The organism is Streptomyces sp. NPDC002276 (assembly GCF_053891435.1).
The window spans coordinates 275,498-297,067 of sequence record NZ_JBSFCQ010000012.1; the positions used below are offsets into that span (position 1 = coordinate 275,498).

Annotated in this window: 23 protein-coding genes and 1 pseudogene; 11 read left to right on the forward strand and 13 right to left on the reverse strand. The window is 70.4% G+C overall.

Annotated features, from left to right (window positions below; genetic code table 11):
- Window positions 1-75 precede the first annotated feature (75 nt).
- Window positions 76-2,319 (forward strand): glycoside hydrolase family 9 protein, encoded by a 2,244-nt coding sequence (locus tag ACWIHT_RS29235; RefSeq protein WP_456171280.1) that lies wholly within the window; start codon window positions 76-78, stop codon window positions 2,317-2,319.
- A 7-nt stretch (window positions 2,320-2,326) separates the two neighbouring features.
- Window positions 2,327-2,782, forward strand: a complete 456-nt coding sequence (locus ACWIHT_RS29240) for a hypothetical protein (RefSeq protein WP_456171281.1) — start codon at window positions 2,327-2,329, stop codon at window positions 2,780-2,782.
- A gap of 7 nt (window positions 2,783-2,789) precedes the next feature.
- Here the strand turns inward: ACWIHT_RS29240 and qcrB are convergent, their stop codons facing one another.
- Both qcrB and sigJ read right to left on the reverse strand, forming a co-directional pair.
- A complete protein-coding gene (gene qcrB, locus ACWIHT_RS29245; RefSeq protein WP_456171282.1) occupies window positions 2,790-4,274 on the reverse strand; it encodes a cytochrome bc1 complex cytochrome b subunit in 1,485 nt (494 codons plus the stop codon).
- Window positions 4,271-5,194 carry an RNA polymerase sigma factor SigJ gene (gene sigJ, locus ACWIHT_RS29250; RefSeq protein ID WP_456171283.1) on the reverse strand — a complete coding sequence of 308 codons (924 nt, stop codon included), beginning with the start codon at window positions 5,192-5,194 and terminating at the stop codon, window positions 4,271-4,273. Before sigJ ends, qcrB begins: the two co-directional genes overlap by 4 nt.
- A gap of 167 nt (window positions 5,195-5,361) precedes the next feature.
- Between sigJ and ACWIHT_RS29255 the strand changes: the two genes are divergently transcribed.
- The gene (locus ACWIHT_RS29255) at window positions 5,362-5,499 is read left to right on the forward strand and encodes a hypothetical protein (RefSeq protein ID WP_456171284.1); all 138 of its coding nucleotides are present in this window, start codon (window positions 5,362-5,364) and stop codon (window positions 5,497-5,499) included.
- Between the two features lie 72 nt (window positions 5,500-5,571).
- Here ACWIHT_RS29255 and ACWIHT_RS29260 read toward each other — a convergent pair whose 3' ends face one another.
- Window positions 5,572-6,261: a 2OG-Fe(II) oxygenase gene (locus ACWIHT_RS29260; RefSeq protein WP_456171285.1), complete on the reverse strand. Its 690-nt coding sequence runs from the start codon at window positions 6,259-6,261 to the stop codon at window positions 5,572-5,574.
- A gap of 14 nt (window positions 6,262-6,275) precedes the next feature.
- Entirely contained in the window at window positions 6,276-6,773 is a 498-nt protein-coding gene (locus ACWIHT_RS29265; protein WP_456171286.1) for a methylated-DNA--[protein]-cysteine S-methyltransferase, read from the reverse strand.
- Between the two features lie 137 nt (window positions 6,774-6,910).
- Here ACWIHT_RS29265 and ACWIHT_RS29270 point away from each other — a divergent pair, with 137 nt between their 5' ends.
- Both ACWIHT_RS29270 and ACWIHT_RS29275 read left to right on the forward strand, forming a co-directional pair.
- The gene (locus ACWIHT_RS29270; protein WP_019068554.1) at window positions 6,911-7,156 is read left to right on the forward strand and encodes a hypothetical protein; all 246 of its coding nucleotides are present in this window, start codon (window positions 6,911-6,913) and stop codon (window positions 7,154-7,156) included.
- A 3-nt stretch (window positions 7,157-7,159) separates the two neighbouring features.
- The gene (locus ACWIHT_RS29275; RefSeq protein ID WP_019068555.1) at window positions 7,160-7,534 is read left to right on the forward strand and encodes a hypothetical protein; all 375 of its coding nucleotides are present in this window, start codon (window positions 7,160-7,162) and stop codon (window positions 7,532-7,534) included.
- Between the two features lie 3 nt (window positions 7,535-7,537).
- Here ACWIHT_RS29275 and ACWIHT_RS29280 read toward each other — a convergent pair whose 3' ends face one another.
- Entirely contained in the window at window positions 7,538-8,410 is an 873-nt protein-coding gene (locus ACWIHT_RS29280) for a helix-turn-helix domain-containing protein (protein WP_456171287.1), read from the reverse strand.
- 135 nt (window positions 8,411-8,545) lie between these two features.
- Here ACWIHT_RS29280 and ACWIHT_RS29285 point away from each other — a divergent pair, with 135 nt between their 5' ends.
- Window positions 8,546-9,427 (forward strand): oxidoreductase, encoded by an 882-nt coding sequence (locus ACWIHT_RS29285; protein WP_456171288.1) that lies wholly within the window; start codon window positions 8,546-8,548, stop codon window positions 9,425-9,427.
- A 389-nt stretch (window positions 9,428-9,816) separates the two neighbouring features.
- On the forward strand, window positions 9,817-11,466 hold the full coding sequence (locus ACWIHT_RS29290; protein ID WP_456171289.1) for an RICIN domain-containing protein: 1,650 nt from the start codon (window positions 9,817-9,819) through the stop codon (window positions 11,464-11,466).
- Here the strand turns inward: ACWIHT_RS29290 and ACWIHT_RS29295 are convergent.
- The 5 genes from ACWIHT_RS29295 to ACWIHT_RS29315 form a co-directional block, all read right to left on the reverse strand.
- Window positions 11,459-12,436, reverse strand: a complete 978-nt coding sequence (locus ACWIHT_RS29295) for a 2-hydroxyacid dehydrogenase (protein WP_456171290.1) — start codon at window positions 12,434-12,436, stop codon at window positions 11,459-11,461. The two genes, ACWIHT_RS29290 and ACWIHT_RS29295, sit on opposite strands and share 8 nt — an antisense overlap.
- 25 nt (window positions 12,437-12,461) lie before the next feature.
- The gene (locus tag ACWIHT_RS29300) at window positions 12,462-13,154 is read right to left on the reverse strand and encodes an alpha/beta fold hydrolase (protein WP_456171291.1); all 693 of its coding nucleotides are present in this window, start codon (window positions 13,152-13,154) and stop codon (window positions 12,462-12,464) included.
- A 45-nt stretch (window positions 13,155-13,199) separates the two neighbouring features.
- Window positions 13,200-13,871, reverse strand: coding sequence for a cyclase family protein (locus tag ACWIHT_RS29305; protein ID WP_456171292.1), 672 nt, complete (start codon window positions 13,869-13,871; stop codon window positions 13,200-13,202).
- Complete coding sequence (locus tag ACWIHT_RS29310) at window positions 13,871-15,454, reverse strand: purine-cytosine permease family protein (RefSeq protein ID WP_456171293.1); 1,584 nt, start codon at window positions 15,452-15,454, stop codon at window positions 13,871-13,873. Before ACWIHT_RS29310 ends, ACWIHT_RS29305 begins: the two co-directional genes overlap by 1 nt.
- Window positions 15,455-15,672: 218 nt before the next feature.
- Window positions 15,673-16,224, reverse strand: a complete 552-nt coding sequence (locus ACWIHT_RS29315) for a hypothetical protein (RefSeq protein WP_456171294.1) — start codon at window positions 16,222-16,224, stop codon at window positions 15,673-15,675.
- A gap of 324 nt (window positions 16,225-16,548) precedes the next feature.
- Between ACWIHT_RS29315 and ACWIHT_RS29320 the strand changes: the two genes are divergently transcribed.
- Window positions 16,549-16,986 carry a protease inhibitor gene (locus ACWIHT_RS29320; protein WP_456171295.1) on the forward strand — a complete coding sequence of 146 codons (438 nt, stop codon included), beginning with the start codon at window positions 16,549-16,551 and terminating at the stop codon, window positions 16,984-16,986.
- A 138-nt stretch (window positions 16,987-17,124) separates the two neighbouring features.
- On the opposite strand, the gene ACWIHT_RS29325 is transcribed toward ACWIHT_RS29320, so the two are convergent.
- The gene (locus tag ACWIHT_RS29325) at window positions 17,125-17,502 is read right to left on the reverse strand and encodes an STAS domain-containing protein (protein WP_456171296.1); all 378 of its coding nucleotides are present in this window, start codon (window positions 17,500-17,502) and stop codon (window positions 17,125-17,127) included.
- 220 nt (window positions 17,503-17,722) lie between these two features.
- On the reverse strand, window positions 17,723-19,225 hold the full coding sequence (locus tag ACWIHT_RS29330) for an MFS transporter (protein ID WP_456171297.1): 1,503 nt from the start codon (window positions 19,223-19,225) through the stop codon (window positions 17,723-17,725).
- 132 nt (window positions 19,226-19,357) lie between these two features.
- Here ACWIHT_RS29330 and ACWIHT_RS29335 point away from each other — a divergent pair, with 132 nt between their 5' ends.
- A complete protein-coding gene (locus ACWIHT_RS29335) occupies window positions 19,358-20,200 on the forward strand; it encodes an alpha/beta fold hydrolase (protein ID WP_456171298.1) in 843 nt (280 codons plus the stop codon).
- On the opposite strand, the gene ACWIHT_RS29340 is transcribed toward ACWIHT_RS29335, so the two are convergent.
- Window positions 20,194-20,847 carry a TetR/AcrR family transcriptional regulator gene (locus ACWIHT_RS29340; protein ID WP_456171299.1) on the reverse strand — a complete coding sequence of 218 codons (654 nt, stop codon included), beginning with the start codon at window positions 20,845-20,847 and terminating at the stop codon, window positions 20,194-20,196. The two genes, ACWIHT_RS29335 and ACWIHT_RS29340, sit on opposite strands and share 7 nt — an antisense overlap.
- A 75-nt stretch (window positions 20,848-20,922) precedes the next feature.
- Here ACWIHT_RS29340 and ACWIHT_RS29345 point away from each other — a divergent pair, with 75 nt between their 5' ends.
- Window positions 20,923-21,360, forward strand: coding sequence for a VOC family protein (locus ACWIHT_RS29345; protein WP_456171300.1), 438 nt, complete (start codon window positions 20,923-20,925; stop codon window positions 21,358-21,360).
- Window positions 21,320-21,553: pseudogene (locus ACWIHT_RS29350) on the forward strand (ArsR/SmtB family transcription factor); the annotation flags it as partial. The gene ACWIHT_RS29345 and the pseudogene ACWIHT_RS29350, both read left to right, overlap by 41 nt.
- Window positions 21,554-21,570 lie beyond the last annotated feature (17 nt).

The following is a 21,570-nucleotide window of genomic DNA, read 5'->3' on the forward strand; positions in this document are numbered from 1 at the left end:
GGGTCCCGTGCATCTGGGAGCGCTCCCATCACGTGACCGGAGCGTGTCCCCGCCTCTCTGACGAGGAGCCCAGACGTGAAACGACGCAGAACCACCCTGCTCGCCGCCACGGCCCTCCTCGCGGCGGCCCTCACCACCCTGCCGGCGGGCCCGGCCGGAGCCGACGAGGTCAAACAGGTCAGGAACGGCACCTTCGACACCACCACCGCGCCCTGGTGGACGACGAGCAACGTCACCGCGGGCCTGTCCGACGGACAGCTCTGCGCGGACGTGCCTGGCGGCACCACCAACCGCTGGGACGCCGCCGTCGGCCAGAACGACATCACGCTGGTCAAGGGCGAGTCGTACAAGTTCGCCTTCACGGCGTCGGGTTCGCCCGCCGGGCATGTGGCGCGGGCGATCGTCGGGCTGTCCGTGTCGCCGTACGACACCTACTACGAGATCAGTCCCGAGCTGAGCGAGACGGGCAACTCCCTTGCTTACACGTTCACTTCGCCCGTCGACACCTCGCAGGGGCAGGTCGCCTTCCAGCTCGGCGGGAGTGCGGAGGGCTGGCACTTCTGCATGGACGACGTGTCACTGCTGGGCGGTGTGCCGCCGGAGGTGTACGAGCCGGACACCGGACCGCGTGTGCGGGTCAACCAGGTCGCGTATCTGCCGGGCGGTCCGAAGAACGCGACGCTGGTGACCGCGTCGACGGCCGTGCTGCCCTGGGAGTTGAGGAACGCGGCCGGTGCGGTGGTCGCGCACGGGCGGACCGTGCCGCGTGGCACCGACGTGGCGTCCGGGCAGAACGTGCAGTCCATCGACTTCGGTGCGTACCGGGGGCGCGGCGAGGGCTTCACGCTGGTGGCGGACGGCGAGACGAGCCGGGCCTTCGACATCGGAACCGCCGCCTACGAGCGGCTGCGGCTCGACTCGCTGAAGTACTACTACACGCAGCGCAGCGGCATCGCGATCCGCGAGGACCTGCGCCCCGGCTACGCCCGCCCGGCCGGTCACCTGGACGTCGCCCCCAACCAGGGCGACGCGAACGTACCCTGCCAACCGGGCCTGTGCGACTACACACTTGACGTCACCGGCGGCTGGTACGACGCGGGGGACCACGGCAAGTACGTCGTCAACGGCGGTATCTCCACCTGGGAGTTGCTCAGCACCTACGAACGCTCGCTGCTGGCCCGCACCGGACAGCCCGCGAAGCTGCGCGACGGAACCCTCGCCATCCCGGAGAGCGGCAACAAGGTGCCGGACGTGCTCGACGAGGCGCGCTGGGAGCTGGAGTTCCTGCTGAAGATGCAGGTGCCGGACGGGCAGCCGCTGGCGGGCATGGCCCACGACAAGGTCCACGACGAGCAGTGGACGGGACTCCCGCTGCTCCCGAGCCAGGACCCGCAGAAGCGCGAACTGCACCCGCCGACCACGCAGGCGACGCTCAACCTCGCGGCCACGGCGGCGCAGGCGGCCCGCCTGTACCGGCCCTACGACCGGGAGTTCGCGGCGAAGGCCCTCAAGGCGGCGCGGAAGGCATGGGCGGCGGCGCTCGCCCACCCCACGGTCTACCCGGACCCGAACGACGGCACCGGCGGCGGCGCCTACCCCGACGACAACGCCACCGACGAGTTCTACTGGGCGGCGGCCGAGCTGTATCTCACCACGGGAGAAAGGCAGTTCGCCGACCACGTCACCAACTCCCCCCTCAACACGGCCGACATATTCGGCGGCCTCGGCTTCGACTGGGCACGGACGGCCGCCCTCGGCCGACTCGACCTCGCCACCGTCCCGAGCCGCCTGCCCGGCCGCGACAAGCTCCGCCGCTCGGTGATCGAGGGCGCGGACACCTACCTCGCCACGCTACGAACGCAGCCCTACGGCATGCCGTACGCACCGCCCGGCAACCTCTACGACTGGGGTTCCAACAGCCAGATCCTCAACAACGCGCATGTCATCGCCACCGCGTACGACCTCACCGGCGCCGCGAAATACCGTGACGGCGCGCTCCAGAGCATGGACTACATCCTCGGCCGCAATGCCCTCAACATGTCGTACGTCACCGGCTACGGCGAGGCCAACTCCCACAACGAGCACAGCCGTTGGTACGCCCACGAACTCGACCCGAACCTCCCGAACCCACCGAACGGCACCCTGGCGGGCGGCCCCAACTCCTCCATCCAGGACCCCTACGCACAGAGCAAACTCACCGGCTGCGTAGGCCAGTTCTGCTACATCGACGACATCCAGTCCTGGTCGACGAACGAGACGGCGGTGAACTGGAACGCGGCGCTGGCCTGGATGGCCTCGTTCGCGGCGGATCAGGGATGATCTCCGGATGAGCAGATTCGCCGAGGTCGTCGTGCTGGCCCTGCACGCAGACGAAGTGATGGAACCGCTGACCCGGGACGATCCGGAGCGCACCTGGCGTGGCCGGTTCGTCCCGATCGAGAGCCAGTGGGGGACGTCGTTCGGCGCGGGATGGGCCACCGAGTTCGAGCGCATGCGCCCACGGGAGGGGCTTCTGAAGCATCTGGAGTCGCTCCCGTGGCCCTGGCCGGGGAGCGTCCAGGTCCTGATCCACGACCAGGACGACGACTGCTTCGGACTGTGGATGCTCCATGACGGAAAGCTCGTGGAGGTAACCCTCCCGCACACCCGCCGGTTCCACCAACCGGCCCCGCCCACCGAGGAGTTCCCACCCGATCCGGGTTACCTTCTGCGGACGGACCATGCCCGCGAGCTGCCCGAACAGACCCCGGAGCACCTCCGGGATCCGCGGGCGGCTTGGTAGTCGGGCGTCAGGGCTCGCGTTCCATGAGTTCCCTCGGGCGCTTGTGCGCGGTGAGTGTGTGCAGTTCCGCCGGGTCCAGTGGCCGGTGGACCTCCACGTACTCGCCGTGCGGCAGCCGTTTGATCACGCCTGTCTCGCGGCCGTGCAACACCAGCTCCGCGTCCCGGAGTTGGAGGCCCAGGCAGATGCGGCGGGTGACGACGAACGCGAGGACCGGGACGGCGAACACCGCGACCCGGACCATCCACGTCACCGTGTTGATCGACAGGTGGAGGCGGGTCGCCACGATGTCGTTGCCGCCGCCCGCCAGGAGGATCAGGTAGAGGCTGATCCAGGCGACCCCGAGGCCCGTGCGGTTGGGGCGGTTGCGGGGGCGGTCCAGGAGATGGTGCTCGTGTTTGTCGCCCGTCCGCCAGGACTCCAGGAACGGGTACGCGCCGATGAGGACGAGGAGGAGCGGGAACACCACGATCGGGATCAGTACGCCGAGCACCAACGTGTGGCCCCACAACGTGACTTCCCAGCCCGGCATCACACGGACCAGCCCCTCCGCAAAGCCCAGGTACCAGTCGGGCTGGGCGCCCGTGGAGACCTGGTCGGCGCGGTAAGGGCCGTAGGACCAGACGGGGTTGATGGACGCCACCGCCGCGAGGACGGTGAGCGCGCCGAAGACCAGGAAGAAGAAGCCGCCCGCCTTCGCCAGGTACACCGGCATGAACGGGGAGCCCACCACGTTGCGTTCGGTGCGGCCGGGGCCCGCGAACTGGGTGTGCTTGTGGTGGACGACCAGGATGAGGTGGACGACCACGAGGGCCGCCATCACGCCTGGGATCAGCAGCACGTGCAGTGAGTAGAAGCGGGACACGATGTCGTGGCCCGGATACTCGCCGCCGAACAGGAACATCGACAGATACGTCCCGACGACCGGGACCGAGAGCAGCGCGCCGTCGACGAAGCGCATGCCCGTGCCCGACAGCAGGTCGTCCGGGAGCGAGTAGCCGAAAAGGCCCTCGAACAGACCGAGGAACAACAGGGTCCAGCCGAACAGCCAGTTGAGCTCGCGCGGCTTGCGGAACGAGCCCGTGAAGAAGTGCCGCATCATGTGCGTCAGCATCGCGGCGATGAACACCAGCGCCGCCCAGTGGTGCAGTTGACGGACCAGCAGCCCGCCGCGCACGTCGAAGCTGATGTGCAGCGTCGAGGCGTAGGCGTCTGACATCCGGATGCCGTTCAGGGGGACGTAACTCCCGTGGTAGGTCACCTCGTTCATGGACGGGTGGAAGAACAGGGTCAGATACACGCCGGTGAGGATCAGCACCACGAAGCTGTACAGACAGATCTCGCCGAGCAGGAACGACCAGTGGTCCGGGAACACCTTGCGCAAATACTGCTTGCCCAGCGCGTAGACGCCGAGCCGGCCGTCGAACCAGTCGGCGACGCGCTCGCCCCGCGAGGACTCGGAGGGGTCGGAAGGGCCGGAAGGGGTGGTCACTGGTTCTCCTCCTCGTCCTTGTGGATGTGCGTGAGCTTCTCGGGGTTGGTCACGATGTAGACCCCGGACACCTGGTCGCCCTCGGGGGTGAGGTCCATGACCATCACCGCGTACGGCGCGTCGCCCTCGAACAGCACGGCCGCGTCGTCGCCGTTGACGCGCCGGAAGTGCAGCTCCAGATCCTGCGGACTGCGCCTGCCCGCGAAGGAGTTGATGAGGCGGACCGCCTTGTCCCGGCCGTGCACCGGGCGCAGTCCCGCCGGTTTCCGGTTGCCCCCGCTGTCCGTCCAGACCGTGACGTCCGGCGCGAGGATCTCCATCAGCGAGGCGATGTCCCCGCCGACCGCGGCCCGCACGAACCGTTCCGTCGCCTCCCGCCGCACCCGGGGATGCGCCTCGTACAACGGCCGCCGCGCGTGCACATGCGCCCGCGCCCGGTGCGCGAGCTGCCGTACGGCGGCCGGGGTGCGGTCGATGATGTCCGCGATCTCGGTGTGGGCGTACCCGAACACCTCGTTGAGGACGAACACCGCCCGCTCCAGCGGACTCAGCGACTCCAGCACCACCAGCATGGCCAGCGAGACGGACTCGGCGCGCAGCGCCGGGTCGACCGGGTCGTCGGCCGGGCCGAGCAGCGGTTCCGGCAGCCACGGGCCGACGTACGTCTCGCGGCGGCGGCTGATCGCGGCGCGGCGCTGAAGCGCGTGGTTGACGGCGATCCGGACGAGATAGGCGCGCCGGTTGGTGATGGTGTCGAGCGCGGAACGGCGGGCGCGTGCCGTCCAGGACAGCCAGGTCTCCTGGAGGACGTCGTCGGTGTCGGCGACGCTGCCCAGCATGTTGTAGACGAGGCCGAACAACAGCTCCCGATGGTCCATGAAGTCATCGGTCGCCTCTTCGGTGACAGCGATCTCGGACATACCCGCGCCTCCCCAGTGCGTGCTCACTACTGCGAGGGGTGCCGGGCGCCGGAGTGTGACATCTGAGGGCGCCAATGTGACGTACGTCTCCGCGTGTTGGTGCCGTGTCACACCCGCCGGCCGCCCCGGCCTCTTGACCGCGAGTCCTACGCAAGGAGACCGGCATCGTGCTCAAGAAGTGGCACGGCGACTCGTGGGCGATCCTCATCGCGCTCTCGCCGGGCAGCGGGGCGGCGCTCCTGCCATCGCTGAACAGGCTTTTCTGGGACGGGAGTTGTCGGCGGTGGGGGTTCTGGGTCGTTTGACAGGCGCGGGCCGGTGGGGGCTGGGCGCGCAGTTCCCCGCGCCCCTGGAGGACCTGGCTTCGCCGGTCCAACCTATGACGCGTCGTGGAACACCAACCCCAACGCGTGCCGCCTGCCGGACCGTACCGTGCTCACCCCGTGCCGCATCGCCCCCGCCGACCACCCGCGCTTCGACCGTACGGGGCGGTCCCTCGTGGTGAACACCAGGCCGTGGCCCTGCCGCAGTGGGGTCGCGGTGCCGCGGGACTGGGCCCGGGGCCGCTGTTCGACCATCAGGAACTCGCCGCCCGTGTAGTCGGTGCCGTACTCGTCGAGGCCGATCACCACCTGGAGCGGGAAGACCAACTCGCCGAACACATCGCGGTGCAGGGCGTTCCAGTCGCCCTCGCCGTAGCGGAGCATGATCTGCGCCGAGCGGCCCTGGCCGGCCCCGTGGCAGCGCGCCAGCCACTCGTCCAGGTCGTCCGGCCAGGGGGCCCGGCGGCCCAGGCGGGCCGCCCAGTCGCGGGCGATCGGCAGCAGTCGCGGATACAGCGCGGCGCGCAGCGCGGCCACCGGTGCGGGCAGGTCGTGGGTGAAGTAGCGGTACTCGCCGGAGCCGAAGCGGTGCCGGGCCATGTCCACGGTGGTGCGGAACAGTTCCGGCTTCTCGTACAGCGCGGACAGGTCGCGGCACTCGGCGGGCGTCAGCAGTTGCGCGGTCGGCGCGCTGCCGTACAGGTCCAACTCCTCGGCCAGAGCTGGCCAGTTGGTGCGGTCCATGAGTGCGTCCTCCCTCAGCCGAGCATCGGTTGCAGCGCGCCCTCGTGCGTCAGCAGCCGCACCTTGCGCTCGACACCGCCGGCGTACCCCCGCATCGAGCCGTCCGCGCCGATCACCCGATGGCACGGGCGCAGCACCAGCAACGGGTTGGCGCCGATCGCCGCGCCCACCGCCCGGACCTCGGCGCGCGGCACCCCCAGCCGCTCGGCGAGCACGCCGTAGGTCGTCGTGGTGCCGTAGGGAATCTCGTCGAGGGCCCGCCACACCCGCTGCTGGAACTCCGTTCCCTCGGCGGTGAACGGGAGTCGGAAGCGGGTGAGGCGGCCGGCGAAGTACGCGGAGAGCTGCCGGGCCGCCTCGGCGAAGGCCGGGTCGTCGGGGTGCTCGTCGGCGCCGGTACCCGGGCGGGCCGGGATGGAGAGGGAGGTGAGTGTCGTACCGTCGGGCGACTGTTCGCCGGTGAGGAGCAGCTCGCCCAGTGGGCTGTCGAGGCGTGTGCGGATGGTGTTCATACGGTCGAGTCTGCTCCGGGACGGCGGTCGGGTCCGGCGGTATTCGGACATGGCGCTGGGGTACGCCGGGTACCGGCTGGTGTGCCTCCTGACCTGGTGGTATTTACGGGTAAGTACCCGAGCGGTACCGTGAGGTCATGCCAGCTCTCAACGTGGAGTTCAGCGATCGCGAGCTAGAGGACCTGCGGCAGATCGCCAAGGAGCGCGGTACGTCGATGAAGGCCCTCGTCCGGGAGGCCGCCGCCGCCGACATCGCCCGGCACCGGGCGTTGCAGGAGGGCGCGGAGGCTTTCCGCCGTTTCTTCGCGACGCACGCCGACGAGTTCGCCGCGGCCTTCCCCGAGGACGAACCGGCGGCCAAGGGCGAGGGACGGGTCGCCTGACGCATGCCCGCCATCCATATCGACGTGCCGTGGCTCCTCCAGCGCCATGAGGAAGTCCTCCCGGACCAGCCCACCATCAACGACTTCTCGGCGTTGGTGGCGGCCGTCGCCCGGCACCGCGTCGACCCGCCCCGCCTCGGTGTCGACTCCGACCCGGCCTGGCGGGCCACCGCCCTGCTGCACACCCTCGCCCTGCTCAAGCCCCTGCCGTCCGCCAACGCCCGCTTCGCCTGCGCCACGGCGGTCGCCTACATGTTCGTCAGCGGGGTCGGCATCGACCCGCCGTACGGTGCGCTCGTCGACCTGACCCGTGATCTGATCTCCGGGAAGACGGACGTGTACGGCGCGGCGGAACGGCTGCGTTCCTGGCAGATCTGAAGGTCATCGGTCCTCGTGCGCCGGTGACGTTTCATCGGGTACGCCTTCTCCGGACACGGCGAGGCTGCCCAGCAGGCCCAGCAGTTCCGCGCTGCGGCTGCCCGGCTCGGCGTGGAAGACGACCACGCTCAGGGCGTCCGTGCCCGGGATCTCGAACTTGTTCGACCGCAGCTCGAAGTCGCCGACCAGCGGATGGCTGAGGAGACTGGTCCGCCCGACCATCGGCCGTACCTCGTGCCGACTCCACAGCAGCCGGAACCGCTCACTGCGCACGGACAGCTCGCCCACCAGCTCCACCAGCCGCGGATCGTCGACGTCCGGCCCGATGTGGCCGCGCAGCGTCGCCACGCCCTCGGCGGTCAACTCCTCCCAGTCGCGCCGCAGTTCGCGTTCGGCGGGGTCGAGGAACACCGCCCGCAACAGGTTCGCGCCCGGCACATAGCTCGGGGACAGCGCCCGGCACAGCGCGTTGGCCGCGAGGCAGTCCGTGAACCGGTTCTGGACGTAGGCCGGATGCGTCGACCAGGTGTCCAGCAGTTCGCGGACGCTCGCCGGAACCGTCTCGGGCCTCCTGCCCCGCCTTCGGGACGTGGTCGGCCGTTCCGGTTGCGTCAGGCTCAGCAGATGGGCGCTCGCGGCGGTATCGAGGCGCAGCACCCGGGCCAGCGCCTCCAGCACCTGCGCCGACGGGTTGCGGTCCCGGCCCTGCTCAAGGCGCAGGTAGTAGTCGGAGCTGATACCGGCCAGCAGGGCGACCTCCTCCCGGCGCAGCCCCGGCACCCGGCGCAGTCCGCCGCCGCTCAGGCCCACGTCCTCGGGCCGGACCCGCTCACGGCGGGCCCGCAGAAACTCGCCGAGCGCGTTCTTGGCGTCCACACCCACCACCGTAGATCCGAATCCCCGCAGGTGGGTGTCCCCGTCACTACCAGGAACATCCGGGTACTGCCTGCCCGGCCGCCACGGGCGCAGAGTCGGTCACAGGACTCACCACCTACCGAAAGGCGCGCCACCATGGCCGACACCGTCTCCGGCGGCACCCTCACCCCGGCCGAGGGCCTCACCCTCACCCGCATGGGATACGGCGCCATGCAACTGGCCGGCCCCCATGTCTTCGGCCCGCCGAAGGACCGCACCGAAGCGGTGGCCGTCCTGCGCGAGGCCGTCGAGCGGGGCATCACCCACATCGACACCAGCGACTTCTACGGCCCGGTCGTCGTCAACGAGATCATCAAGGAGGCCCTCCACCCCTACCCCGACGACCTGCACATCGTGACCAAGGTCGGCGCCCGGCGCGGTCCCGACGGCAGCTGGATCATGTCCCGGCACCCCGAGGACCTCAAGGCACAGGTCTACGACAACCTCCGCAACCTCGGGCTCGACGCCCTCGACGTGGTCAACCTCAGGCTCGGCGCCCAGGACAGCGCGGACGAGGAGTCGATCGGCGAGAAGTTCGGCGCCCTGGCGGAACTGCGGAAGGCGGGGCTGATCCGGCACCTCGGGCTGAGTACGGTCTCCGCCGCCCAGCTGGCCGAGGCGCAGGCCATCGCCCCGGTGGTCACCGTGCAGAACCTCTACAACCTGGCCAACCGGCAGGACGACGCCCTCGTCGAGCGGTGCGCGGCGGAGAACATCGCGTTCGCCGCGTACTTCCCGCTCGGCGGCTTCACCCCGCTCCAGTCGAAGACCCTCGCCGAGGTCGCCGCCCGGCTGGACGCCTCGCCCCAACAGGTCGCCCTGGCCTGGCTGTTGCAACGCTCGGCCACCACCGTCCTGATCCCGGGCACCTCGTCCCGCGCCCATCTGCGCGAGAACATCGCCGCCGCCGACCTGGTGCTGCCCGCCGACGCGATCGCCGAACTCGACACCATCGGCGGCGAGACCGAGGCCGTGTGAAGGGAGGGCGGGGGTGGGCCGCCCCCGCCCTCGGGGCCGCCGACCGAGGGCGGGAGGAGCAGGGTCGGCGGCCGTTTGGCGCGGGAGAGCCGCCGTCCAGCGCGTGGCCTCCGAGAAGGGCCGAATCCAGTGGACCGCTCACTGTGCCGCGCCGGGAGCGTGCGCGACGCACCGGAGTGTGCGCGTGGTTCACACGGGGCGCATGGAAAGTCGAAAGCCGGTGCGAGGGAAGCGGAGTTGCCGGTGCCTCTGACTTCCTTTCAAAGGTATGGATGTTGCCCAAGTGCCTTGTTGGGTTCAGTGGGTTGTGCAAGGGTGAAACGCCCGCGCGAGGGTAATGCCCGGGGCTCATTCACCCGTTGATGAACCGAATCCGAGGAATCTACTCCGTGTCCCTCCCTCCCCCTCCTCGTCCTCCTTACCCTCCGCCGGACAGTGGGGCTCCCGAGGAATCCGACGAGACCCTGGCCGCCCGGCTGCGGGGCCGCCCGGAGGGTGAGGCCGCGCATTCCGTCGCGCTGCTGATGGCGCGGCACTGGCGGCCGGTCCAGGATTACGCGGAAGTCTGTCTCGCCGCCACGGGCAGTGTCCCCGCCATGGCCGCCGCTGCCGCCTTCCACCGGGTGTTCGACCGGCTGACATTCGGCGAACCCGGCGTGGCACTGCGCCCCCGGCTGCTGCTGACCGTGCGTGACACGATCCGGGAGTGGGCGGCGGAGGAGCGAATATCCGGTGTTCTGCCGGACCTGGAGAAACCCTCCGGGGGCCGCGCGATGCGTTCTGCCAAGTCCATGACACCCGAAAATCGCAAGCTCGCCGAGCGGTCTTTCCAGACCCTTCAGCCGTTCGCCCAGTGTCTGCTCTGGCACACCGAGGTCGAGGCCGAGACGATAACCGTGCCGGCGGCACTGCTCGGGATGGATACCGACACCGCGTCGGCCGCTCTCCAGCAGGCGCACGAAAAATTCCGCGAGGGCTGTGTACGCGCCCACCGGGAACTCGCGCCGACCAAGGAATGCAGCTTCTACAACCGTCTCCTCGACGTCCCCATTCGACGCGGCGGCACACTGCTGCCCGATGTCCAGCAGCATCTCGCCCAGTGCCGCTACTGCCGATTCGCCGCCGAACAACTGAGTTATTTCGAAGGCGGGTTGGGAGTCCTGCTCGCTGAGGCGGTGCTCGGCTGGGGAGCCCGCGCCTACCTCGCGTCGCGCCCCGGCCGCGCCCGGCCCGCCACCCGGACACGGACCGCCGGCCGGCACGGCGGGCACGGTGGGCACAGCGGCGGCGGCACGGGACGGCACCGCTTGCTCTCCCGGCTTCCCGCGCCCGGCCGCCGCATCGTGGACGCGGCCAGGTCGGCCGGGTCCGGCCGGTCGTCCCGCTCGCTCTTCGTCGGTGCGGGACTGATCGGCGCCGGGGTCGTCGCGAGCGTCGTCGCCGTCAGCCTGTGGCCGGACAACGGCGGCACCGCCGACCCGGTCGCCTCCACCAGCGGGAACGGCGGCTCCGGCCATGTGTCGTCCTCGGCGCCCGGCACCGCCCGGCTCCCCGCCGTACCCGGGCAGACGAGGCTGCGCAACGCCGCCGCCGACCTGTGCCTGGACATCCGGGGCACCGTGAAGGCCGGCGCCGACACCGCTCTCGCGACGTGCTCCTCCGCCGAGACCCAGGAGTGGTCGTACGGGACCGACGGGCTGTTGCGCAGTGCGGCGGACTCCGGGCTGTGCCTGGACTCGCACGCGGACGCCGGGGTCGTCGTCCTCGGCACCTGCGCGGACGCGAAGGCCAAACGCGGCAACGATGTCCGCTACGACCTCACCGTGCGGGGCGAGTTGCTGCCCCGCTGGGACTCCGGGCTCGCGCTCACCACGACCACCGCCGACCCGGGCGCCGACATCGTCCTCAAGGTCCGCGACGGCTCCACCGCGCAACGCTGGCTGACCGACTCGGTCTCGGCCAGCCCCGGTTCGCTGTCGATCGCCGGCACGGGAACCCCGTCCCCACGTCCCGCGCACAACGCGGACCGGCTCAGCTGACGACATCACCCGGCCGCTCACCCGTCAGGAAACCGGCCGCGTTCTGTACGGCGGCCAGCGCGATCCGGACGACGGTCTCCCGGGTCACACCGCCGACGTGCGGCGAGAGCACCACGTTCGGGGCCTTGAGCAACCGCAGTGCGGGGGTGGGCGGTTCGGGATCGAAGACGTCGAGTCCCGCACCGGAAAGGGCGCCCGCTTCGAGGGCGTCGGCCAGGGCTTCCTGGTCGATCAACGCGCCCCGCGCGGTGTTGACGAGGAACGCGGTCGGCTTGAGCAGCGCCAGCCGCTCGGCGTTCAGGAGATGCCGGGTCTCGTCGGTGAGCGGCGTGTGCAGCGTGACGTAGTCGGAGAGGCGCAGCAGTTCGTCGAGCGGGACGTGACGGGCGCCGCCGAGCCGCGACGTCGTCTCCTCGGGCACGGGACGCCGGCCGGCGTAGACGACGGTCATGTCGAACGCGGCTGCTCTGCGGGCGACTTGCCGTCCGATGGCGCCCAGTCCCACGATGTCGAGGGTCTTGCCGGACAGCTCCGTCAGCGAACTCTGGAGCCGGGGCAGCGCCCAGTCGCCGTCGACCAGCGCGGTGTGCGCGGGGACGATTCGCTTGGCCAGCGCCAGCATCAGGGCGAAGGTCTGCTCGGCCACGTTCTGTTCCTCGGCGCCGCTGGAGCCGATGTTGCAGACGAGCACCCCCTGGGCCCGCGCGGCGTCCAGGTCGACATAGTCGAAGCCGTGGCTCGCGCACTGCACCAGCTCCAACTCCGGTGCGGCGGCGAGGTGTTCGGCGGTCACGGGGGAAAGCGCGGTGATGACGACGTGCGCTGCGCGGAGAGCGGCCGGGTCCTCGTCGACGACCTCGACGACGGTGACGTGCACCCCGTCGGGGAGCAGGGCCGCCAGTCCGGCTCCCGCTCTGCGACCGCCGATGTGGGGTGGGACGACGGCCAGGACGTGCTTCTTGGGGGTCATGGGGAGTCCTCGTCGAGGTGGGGGCTCAGGAGCCGGTCAACTCGCCCAGGACGCGGGCCAGTTCGCGGGGACGGGAGAACATCGGCCAGTGGCCCGTCTCCATGCGGACCAGCTCCCAGTGCCCGCTCGCGACCAACTCGTCCGCCGGGGCCGGCAACTCGTCGCCGTCGAGCAGGCACTTGACGTAGGTGGCCGGGAGATCGGCCAACGGGTGGGCGAGGACCGCCGGTTCGGTGAGGGTGGCACCCGGGTGCGGGGTCCCGTCGGTGACGATGCGGGCGATCTGCTCGTCCGTGAGGTCCTGGCCCGTGTAGTCGGCCGGGTCCAGGGGCGGCCAGACACCGCCGCTCTCGTCGAGCGACTTCCTGATGTGGTCGCTCGGGAAGCCGTCCAGGAACGACTTCCCGTCCACCGGCACGTTCGAGTCGACGAACACCACCCGGGCCAGCCGGTCGCCGATCCGCTCCGCGGCCTGGCCCACAGGGACACCCGAGTAGCTGTGCCCGACCAGGACCACGTCCCGGAGATCGAGGCGCTCGACCTCGTCGACGATGTCCTGGACATGGGTCTGCTGCCCGGCCGGAACCCCCTGCTTCTCCGCCAGCCCGGACAGGGTCAGCGCATGCACTCCATGCCCTGCCTCACGCAGCTCGGGCACCACCTCGTCCCACGCCCACGCACCGAGCCACGCGCCTGCCACCACCACGAATCGAGTCATGGTCCAAACGTAACGGCCGGGTCTGACAGTGACCTTCCGGGGCGATCAGACCGCCCGTGCGACAGCCCGGACCGGCGCGCCGTCCGCCCCCGGCAGCCGTAGCGGGAACAGGAACAACTCCAGGTCCGGGAGGTCCACCACCTGGTCAAGTCCCGTGAGGTTCTCGGCGATCACTCCGCCCGCGCCGCACAGCACCCGGTGGGCGGGCAGGCCGAAGTCGGCCGTCGTATCGCCCGGTTCGGGCGTCGGATCGACACTGAGCGCGTCGACCGCGACCGTACGGACGCCCGCCTCGACGAGGGCTTCGGCGGCCTCCGGAGTGAGCCACGGGTGGGCGAGGTAGTCGTCGGTGCCCCAGTGTGCCGACCAGCCCGTGGCCAGCACGAGCAGCGAACCCGCGCGCGGGCGGAGCCGGTTGAGGGCAGGTGCCAGCAGGCCGGGGGTGATCGGCGCCCTGGCCGGCAGACCCCGTACGTCGGCCACGACCGCGTGCCCGCCGAAGCGCTCCAGGGGCAGTTCGTCGAGGCGGGGCCAGCTGTCGTCCACGTGATATGGGGTGTCGACATGCGTGCCGGACTGCGAACCCATGCGCAGGTGAAGGACGTTGACGCCGTCGCGGGGGACGGTCAGGGCGGGGGAGACCTCGACCGCCGGGTCACCGGGATACACGGGCATCCCGGTGACGACGGGCACGGAGAGGTCGATCCAGCCGGACATCAGCTGCCCTCGGTGACGAGTGCGGGCGCGGTCACTGCTCCAGGGCCGGTGATCGGCGGCACCGGGACCTCGACGGTACGGGCCAGCCGCGCGCCCTCCGGCCCGTACACCGCGCGGGGTTCGGGGAACAGCCGGAGCAGCGACAGGAACAGCACGGCGGCCACGGCGAGCGAGAGCGGCAGGCTGATGTCGACGCCGTTGGCCAGGTCGCCGAGCGGGCCGACGAACTGCCCCGGGATGTTGGTGAACAGCACGCCCACCACGGCGGCCACCCACCAGGCGGTCATGCCGCGCCAGTTCCAGCCGTGCGCGAACCAGTAACGCCCGCCGCGCTGACGGCGGTTGAAGACCTGGAGGGCGTCCGGGTCGTACCAGCCGCGCCGGGTGTAGAAGCCCAGCATCATCACGACCATCCACGGTGTGGTGCACGTGATGATCATCGTGGCGAAGGTGGAGATCGACTGCACGAGGTCGAGGCCGAAGCGCCCGATGAAGATGAACGCGATGGACAAGACGCCGACCAGCAGGGTCGCCTGGACGCGCGACAGCCGGGGGAACACCGACGAGAAGTCGAGCCCGGTGCCGTAGAGCGAGGTCGTGCCTGTCGACATGCCGCCGATCAGAGCCAGCAGACACACCGGCAGGAAGAACCAGCTCGGTGAGATGGCGAGGAGGCCGCCCACGAAGTCGGGGGCGGACGGGTCGACGTACTTGGGGGCCTTCGTGGCGATGATGCTCGCGGTCGCCAGCCCGAAGACGAACGGCAGGAGCGTCGCGATCTGGGACAGGAACGCGGCACCGACCACCTTGCGGCGCGGGGTGTTCGCCGGGATGTAGCGCGACCAGTCGCCGAGGAACGCGCCGAACGACACCGGGTTGGAGAGCACGATCAGCGCCGCGCCGATGAACGACGGCCAGAACAGCGACTGCGTGGCCGCGTCCGCCGAGGACGTGAAGACTCCGGCGTACGACGGGTCGAAGTCACCGGCGAACGCGATCGCGCCGAGCAGGAACAGGACCGTCGCGGACGTCACGGCGATCTTGTTGACGAACAGCATGAACCGGAAGCCGTAGACGCAGACCGCGAGGACCAGTCCGGCGAACAGCGCGTACGCGACGACGTACGACAGCGTGCTCTGCTCCAGGCCGAAGAGCCGGTGCGCGCCGCCGACCAGGGCGTCGCCCGAGCTCCACACCGAGATGGAGAAGAAGGCGACTGCCGTGAGGAGGGACAGGAACGAGCCGACGACCCGGCCGTGCACGCCCAGGTGCGCGGAGGAGGCGACCGCGTTGTTCGTGCCGTTGACCGGGCCGAACACCGCCATCGGGCAGAGGATCACGGCGCCTATGACGACTCCGAGGAGCGTGGCCGCGAGGCCCTGCCAGAAGGAGAGGCCGAACAGGATGGGGAAGGCGCCGAGGACACAGGTGGAGAAGGTGTTGGCACCGCCGAACGCGACCCGGAACAGGTCGAGCGGGGTGGCGGTGCGGTCCGCGTCGGGGATGCGCTCGACGCCGTAGGTCTCGACCTCGGTCAGGGACTGGCTCGGCGCGGCGGGGGAGGGGGCGGGCTGCGAGGACAAGGGGGCTCCAGCGGGGGACGGCGGTGGAGCGCGGGGTGGCGCGGTGGCGGTGTGGACGGCTGGTCACGCGCGCGGGGTGGGCGGGGTGAGCGGATGCCGTCCTCAGGGTGTCCGCCGACGTTACGGTCGGCCGTCATACCCGCACCAGAGGACGGTTCATCCATCTTTTGTGCCGTGGGTGGAGGAATCGTCCACCCTGAGGCCGTGTGGCCCTGTGGTCACTCGCTGTCGGCCGGGGTGTCCTCCGGTTCGGTGTCGGGGCCCTGGGCGCGGACCCGCTGCACGTGTTCGAGGGAGTCGCGCAGTTCGGCGAGCCAGTCGTCGGTGTGCCGCTGGACGAGGCGCACGCACCAGGCGAGCGCGTCGCTGCGGCTGCGGGCCACGCCGGCGGCGATGAGGGTGTCGAGGACCTGGCGCTCGGGCTGGCGCAGGCGGGTCATGACGGGGGCGGAGATGTGGGTGAACAGGGAGCGTTCCCCGGCGCACTCCACGCCCCACGAGACCTTCCGGCGGAACCGGTGCTCGGCCTCGCGGGCGACCGCGATCCGGGTCTCCCGGGTGCGCTCGCGGAACTCCTGGACGCGGCCCTGGACCGCGGCCTCCTTCTCGGCGTCCGAGACGTCCTCGGCCAGCCTGGGCGCGGGGATGCGGCCGATGACGGTGACCTCCTCGCGGTCGACCGTGACCTCGACCAGCTCCTCGAAGAGGTCGTCGGGCAGACGGCCGGTGAACCAGCCGCGAAGCTTCTCCTGCTGCTCTGTCGTAATCATGTAATGACGATTACTCGCGAGCACCGTGAACGCAAGGGGCTGCGGCGGAGTGCGCCGAGAGCTGAAGCGGAATGTTTCGGGACTGTTTCAGGACGATTGGCGAGGGCGGGTAAACCGGCCAACCGGCCCGATTCGGCGCTCGCGAAGCCCATGGTTCCGGGGTCCGCGCGTTCGAATTCTGTGACTTCACGCCACTGATTCAACACGCAAGGTTACTGAAACCTGTGGGTCGGATGTGTGTTCCGGCGGTGGACTCGGCAGAGTGGCGCCCGCCGGTTCGGCACCGACCGAGCGGGACCGGCCTCTAGCGGAAGGATGCACACAATGCGGAACACCGCGCGCTGGGCAGCGACTCTGGGCCTGACGGCCACCGCCGTCTGCGGGCCCCTCACCGGGACCGCCCTCGCGGCCCACGGCACCGGCCCGTCCGCGCTCTACGCCCCGTCGGCCCTGGTGCTGACCATGGGCCACGGGGACGACGCCGCCCTCGCGACACCGGAACGCGCCGTGACCCTCACCTGCGCGCCCACCTCCTCCGGCACCCACCCGTCCGCCGACCGGGCCTGCGCCGAACTGCGCGGAATCGGCGGCGACTTCGACGCCCTGGCGGCCCGGAGCGATGTGCTCTGCAACAAGCTCTACCGCCCCGTCGTCGTCACGATCGAGGGTGTCTGGCAGGGCAAGCGCGTCTCCTACGAGCGCGTCTTCTCCAACGAGTGCGTGAAGGACTCCTACGGGTACGGAGGTGTCTTCACGTTCTGAGGGGCCGGGGTCGCACGGTCTCCGTGAGCATCAGGAAGGGTCCGTAGCTGGGGAGCGCGTGCCCCTGTCGCGGAGTACCGCGATCCCGCACCAGGGGTCGGCCGGGCGGTGTGGGGTCGCCCGGGCCGGCCCCTGTTCTCATTGTGGCTTCTCCTCCTGGGAGGGCATCGCGCGCAGCGGCGGAAAGCGGCCGGACAGCCCCGAGGCGCGCAACAACCGGTCAATGCGCGGCCCGTCGGAGACGACCCGCAGCCGCCCGCCGCGCTCCCTCGCCCGCCGCTCGGCCCGGCACAGGACGCGCAGTCCCGAACAGTCGAGGAACTCGACGGGCCGCAGATCCACCAGTACGTCGGGCTCCGCGACCGCCGTCGCGGCGTCCAGGTGCTCGACGACCAGGCCGGCGGTGGCCATGTCGATCTCGCCCGAGACCTCGACCACCGTGAAGGGGCCGTACGGCCGTGTACGGGCACAGGAGTTGGCCGCGGGACTGTCGCGTTCGTCCGCTTCGGCTGTCATGGCCGCTCCACCTCGGCACGGGGCGCTTTCGGTCTCGGTAGTTACCCCGGAGAAGCCCTGAACATCCATGACACGCCGCCCGCAAGATCTGGTTCACTCGACATGGTGAACTTCGGTCAGAAGGGTTGACTTTCTGTCAGTAAGGAATTGGTGAGGGGCCGCCGTCTCCCTGCGGACGGCGACCCCTCGGTCCTTGCGGCTCGTCTCTCGGTGGAGCCGACTACATGTGGACGACCGGTGCGGCGTCGGCGTCCTGCTGCGGAACCCCGCGGCGGTAGAGCCCGAGGGCGATCAGCGTGCCCGCGCCGAACAGGCCCGCCGACCACCAGAACGCGGTGGTGTAGCTCTCGATCGTGGCCTGCGCCTGGACCAGCTTGCTGGTCGCGTCCTTCCCGGCCAGGTAGTCCGTCGCGGCGCTCGCGGCCAGCGTGTTCAGCAGCGCCGTACCGATCGAACCGCCCACCTGCTGCATGGCGTTGACCGTCGCCGAGGCGACACCCGCGTCCTCGGCGGCCACCCCGCCCGTGGCGAGCTGCATCGCCGGCGGCATCACCATGCCGAGGCCCGCGCCGATCACGATCAGCTGCGGCAGGACGTGGGTCGAGTAGGAGGAGCCGACCCCGATGCCGGTCAGCCAGGCCATGCCGACCATGGCGATGGCGAAGCCGAGCGGAATGACGACCTTCGGGCCGAGGCGCGGCACCAGGACCGTGGTGCCCACCTGCGCCATGACCATCAGGGCGCCGATCATCGGCAGGAACGCGACACCGGTCTTGGTCGGGCTGAAGCCCAGGTTCAGTTGGAGGTAGTAGGTGAGGAAGAGGAACACGCCGAACATGCCCGAACCGGTGATCAGTACGGCGAGGAACGAGGCGCCCCGGTTGCGGTCGAGCAGGATGCGCAGCGGCAGCAGCGGGTGCTCGGCACGGTTCTGCCACCAGACGAAGGCCGCCAGCAGGACGACGCCCACGATCAGGAAGCCCCAGGTCTGCGGCGAACTCCAGTCGTGCGTCTCGGCGTTGGAGAAACCGTAGACGAGGGAGAACAGACCACCGGCGACCAGTACCGTGCCCGGCACGTCCAGCTTGGAGCCCGCCGCGTCGCGGTGGTTGGAGAGCAGGACCCAGCCGCCGGCGAAGGCGACGAAGGCGATGGCGACGTTGACGTAGAGCGTCCAGCGCCAGTCGAAGGCGTCGGTCAGCACACCGCCGAGCAGCAGGCCCACCGCACCGCCGGCGCCCGCGATGGCGCCGTACACGCTGAAGGCCCGGGCGCGCTCACGGGCGTCCGTGAACGTCGTGTTGAGCAGGGAGAGCGCGGCCGGTGCGAGCAGCGCGCCCGCGACACCCTGGAGGGCACGCGCGGTGACCAGCATGCCGAAGCTGTTGGCGGCACCGCCGAGGGCGGAGGCGCCGGCGAATCCGACGACGCCGACGAGGAAGGCGGTCTTGCGGCCGAAGAGGTCGGCGATCCGGCCGCCGAGCAGCAGCAGGGAGGCGAACGCCAGGGCGTACGCGGTGACGATCCACTGCCGGTTGCCGTCGGAGAAGCCGAGATCCTTCTGGGCGGACGGCAGGGCGATGTTCACGATGGTGGCGTCGAGGACGACCATCAGTTGAGCCACGGCGACGATCGCGAGGATCCACCACCGCTTCGAGGAGGACGCGGCCTGCGCCTCCGTGACACCCGACTGGGTGTCTTCGGTCAGTGTCTTCTGGGACATCGGGAACCACTCCAGGGAAGTCGTTCAGTCGTTCGGGGTTCACCAAAACGTAAACGAAACGGTTTCGTACACATCGACACTAGAGCACTTTCAGCGAAACGGCAACGTTTCGCTGGGGATGGGGATCCAGGCATGCGCAAGGGCAGGTTCGAGGCCGACGGGGCCGGGCTGTACTACGAGGTGCGCGGCAGCGGCCCGGCGCTGTTGATGATCAGCGGGGCCGGGGGAGACGCCGGCTACTACGACGGCGTCGCGGAGATCCTTTCCGACGCTTTCATGGTGATCTCCTACGACCGGCGCGGCAACTCGCGCAGCACCGGCAGGTCCGTGACACCGATGGACCTCGCCGTCCAGGCCGCCGACGCCCGCGCGCTCGTCGACGATCTGGCCGACGGACGCGCGCTGGTGTTCGGGAACAGCGGGGGCGCGATCATCGGACTCACGCTGGCCGCACTGCACCCGGAGGTGATGACGGGCCTGATCGCCCATGAACCGCCCGCCGTGAACGTCCTGCCCGACGGCGACCCCGGGCGCGGCTTCTTCGCCGAACTCGCCGCGCTGTACGCACAGGGCGGAGCCCCGGCCGCGGGCCGCCGCTTCGCCGAGACGACTCGGGGCGAGGGCACATACCGCTGGCCCGCCGACCTCTGGAAGCGGTTCCTGGGAAACCAGGACCACCTCTTCGGCACGGAGTGGCCGGGCTTCGCCGCCTTCCGGCCCGACGAGACCGCGCTCAAGTCGGCCCCGTTTCCCATCCTGTTGGGCGCGGGAGCGGAGGACCGGGGCACGTACTACGCCCGCCCGTCGATCGAGATCGCCCGCCGCATCGGGGCGCCGTGGGTCGAGTTCCCCGGCATCCACATGGAGTTCCTGCGTGACCCGGCCCAATTCGCCGCCGCTGTCCGGGTGTTGGCGACACAACTGCACAGCCGCGACGGCGACGTCCCCGCGCTCTGGAAGGGCGCGGCTCAGTGAGAGTCGAGCAGCTCCGCGACCAACACCCGCCGCAGCCAGGCCCGGTAGGCCTCCAGTGTCCAACCCCGGTGCCTGCGCAGGAGTTGATGCATGTGCGGTGACGCGAGCGCGTAGAGCGTGTCGGCGGCGGTGCGTGCGTCGAGACCCGGACGAAGGGCTCCGCGCTCCTCAAGTGCCGTGGTCAGGGCCAGATGTACGCCGTAGGTCGCCGCGGCACCGGCGTCCGCCGAGGCCCGCATGTCGGGATCGGCGCCCGCCGCCTCCACGGTCACCATGATCAAGTCGCCTGCGCGCTCCAGCAGTTCGGCGGTCTGGTCGACGCTGCGGCCGATCGCGCGCCCGGGGTCGGGCTCGTCCCGGATCTCCAGGGTCTCGGGGCGCTCCGGCACGGCGACCGGCTCCTCGTCGCCGGCGATCGCGACACCGAGGGTGTGCCCGAACAGGGCCGCCTTGGTCGGGAACGCGTCGTAGAGCGTGCGCTCGCCGACACCGGCCAGTGCCGCCACCTCCTTCATGCGCGTGCCCGTGAACCCCTTCTCCGTGAACAGCCGCGAAGCCGCCTCCCGGATGCGGGCGCGGGTCGCCGCGGCCGTCTCGGCGCGCCTGGCGGAGCGGTAGGGCCGCTTCTGGTTGACGGGGTCGGGCATGGGGAGGAGTCTAGAAGAAAATCGTCGCAGTCGTACTGCGGTGAAATGGTCAGGGCGATGAGGAGTGTGGGTGTTATGCCGGAACTCGCCGGAATCCATCACGTGAAGATGCCCGTCACCGATCTCGACCGCTCGCGCGACTGGTACGGCCGCGTCCTCGGCTTCAAGGTCACACACGAGTTCCCGGACGCGGACGGGGTCGTGCGCGGGGTGGCGGGGGAGGTTCCCGGGCTCGGTGATTCGATGCTCTGTCTGCGCGTCAACTCCGAGGCGGCACAAGGCTGTCAGGGCTTCGATCCGGTCAGCTTCGCGGTCCGGGACCGGGCCGACGTCGAGGCCTGGGCCGCCCACCTCGACACCCTCGGCATCCCGCACTCGCCGGTGATCGAGGCCTCGATCGGCTGGCTGCTGGTGTTCAACGACCCCGACGGCCTCGACCTGCATCTGTACAGCTGGGCGGCGCACGGGGTGGATCACGGGGGCGTCGCGGGGTACGGCCGCCCGGTTTCCTGAACATCGTGCATTCCTTGACCGGTATACAACCGGGGAGGCCTGCGGTCTGAGTCAGCCCAGCACGTCGAAGCATCTACGGGTGCTGCGGGACGCGGGCCTGGTCCGGGTACGGCAGGGCGCACAGCGCCGCGTCTACGCCCTGGACCCCGCCCCGATCACCGCACTCGACGCCTGGCTCGCGCCCTACCGGAAACCCGTCCCGAAGGACTG

Coding starts and splice junctions, on each gene's coding strand:
- ACWIHT_RS29240 (WP_456171281.1), top strand. CDS start 2,327: ATGAGCAGATTCGCCGAGGTCGTCGTGCTGGCCCTGCACGCAGACGAA.
- sigJ (WP_456171283.1), bottom strand. CDS start 5,194: ATGTCCGAGATCGCTGTCACCGAAGAGGCGACCGATGACTTCATGGAC.
- ACWIHT_RS29260 (WP_456171285.1), bottom strand. CDS start 6,261: ATGGACCGCACCAACTGGCCAGCTCTGGCCGAGGAGTTGGACCTGTAC.
- ACWIHT_RS29265 (WP_456171286.1), bottom strand. CDS start 6,773: ATGAACACCATCCGCACACGCCTCGACAGCCCACTGGGCGAGCTGCTC.
- ACWIHT_RS29270 (WP_019068554.1), top strand. CDS start 6,911: ATGCCAGCTCTCAACGTGGAGTTCAGCGATCGCGAGCTAGAGGACCTG.
- ACWIHT_RS29275 (WP_019068555.1), top strand. CDS start 7,160: ATGCCCGCCATCCATATCGACGTGCCGTGGCTCCTCCAGCGCCATGAG.
- ACWIHT_RS29285 (WP_456171288.1), top strand. CDS start 8,546: ATGGCCGACACCGTCTCCGGCGGCACCCTCACCCCGGCCGAGGGCCTC.
- ACWIHT_RS29295 (WP_456171290.1), bottom strand. CDS start 12,436: ATGACCCCCAAGAAGCACGTCCTGGCCGTCGTCCCACCCCACATCGGC.
- ACWIHT_RS29300 (WP_456171291.1), bottom strand. CDS start 13,154: ATGACTCGATTCGTGGTGGTGGCAGGCGCGTGGCTCGGTGCGTGGGCG.
- ACWIHT_RS29305 (WP_456171292.1), bottom strand. CDS start 13,871: ATGTCCGGCTGGATCGACCTCTCCGTGCCCGTCGTCACCGGGATGCCC.
- ACWIHT_RS29315 (WP_456171294.1), bottom strand. CDS start 16,224: ATGATTACGACAGAGCAGCAGGAGAAGCTTCGCGGCTGGTTCACCGGC.
- ACWIHT_RS29320 (WP_456171295.1), top strand. CDS start 16,549: ATGCGGAACACCGCGCGCTGGGCAGCGACTCTGGGCCTGACGGCCACC.
- ACWIHT_RS29325 (WP_456171296.1), bottom strand. CDS start 17,502: ATGACAGCCGAAGCGGACGAACGCGACAGTCCCGCGGCCAACTCCTGT.
- ACWIHT_RS29330 (WP_456171297.1), bottom strand. CDS start 19,225: ATGTCCCAGAAGACACTGACCGAAGACACCCAGTCGGGTGTCACGGAG.
- ACWIHT_RS29335 (WP_456171298.1), top strand. CDS start 19,358: ATGCGCAAGGGCAGGTTCGAGGCCGACGGGGCCGGGCTGTACTACGAG.
- ACWIHT_RS29340 (WP_456171299.1), bottom strand. CDS start 20,847: ATGCCCGACCCCGTCAACCAGAAGCGGCCCTACCGCTCCGCCAGGCGC.
- ACWIHT_RS29345 (WP_456171300.1), top strand. CDS start 20,923: ATGCCGGAACTCGCCGGAATCCATCACGTGAAGATGCCCGTCACCGAT.